Annotated in this window: 1 protein-coding gene and 1 pseudogene; one reads left to right on the forward strand and one right to left on the reverse strand. The window is 27.6% G+C overall.

Annotated elements, in window-relative coordinates; translation table 11 throughout:
• The coding region (locus FUA24_RS23615; RefSeq protein WP_148545788.1) for a biotin--[acetyl-CoA-carboxylase] ligase at positions 1-571 on the forward strand (571 nt) is incomplete at its 5' end.
• Here FUA24_RS23615 and FUA24_RS25935 read toward each other — a convergent pair.
• Positions 568-667: pseudogene (locus FUA24_RS25935) on the reverse strand (SRPBCC family protein); the annotation flags it as partial. The gene FUA24_RS23615 and the pseudogene FUA24_RS25935 sit on opposite strands and share 4 nt — an antisense overlap.

Here is a 667-nt window from a genome sequence, read left to right on the forward strand (position 1 = left end):
CCTTACGTTTAGTGTGTTTAAAGACATTAGTGGTTTTTATTTAGAGCATCCTTTTTACATAAGTATGGTAGCTGCTTTGGCTTTAATTAAAACGCTAAACTTTTTTGGAATACCTAAAATTAGTGTAAAATGGCCTAACGACATTTTGTCAGAAAACAAAAAAATATGTGGTGTTTTAATTGAAAATGTCATAAAAAATAATAAAATGACGGCTTCAATTATAGGTATGGGCTTAAATGTAAACCAAACTGAATTTGAAAATTTACCCAAAGCATCATCATTAAAAATTATAACCGGACGTGTTTTTAGCATTGATGAGGTTGCTATTACAATAATTAATAATTTGAAGTTTTATTTTGAATTTTTAAAAGCGGGCAACACTGCAATTATAAAAAATGAATATGTTAATTATTTATTTAGAAAAAATAAACCTTCAACATTTTTAGATGCTGAAGGTTGTATGTTTTCTGGTTTTATTAAAGGTGTTACAAATACAGGAAACCTAAAGGTGTTGTTGGAAAATAATATTGTAAAAACCTTTGATTTAAAAGAAATTCAATTGTTGTATTAAATAGCTTTTGGAATGCTTGTGGCAAGGGTTTCAATAAATTTACTTATTGGGCCTTTTATCATCATTGCCATCATTGGGTTAAAATTGCCATCAAAT

The sequence above is a fragment of the Seonamhaeicola marinus genome (assembly GCF_008085455.1).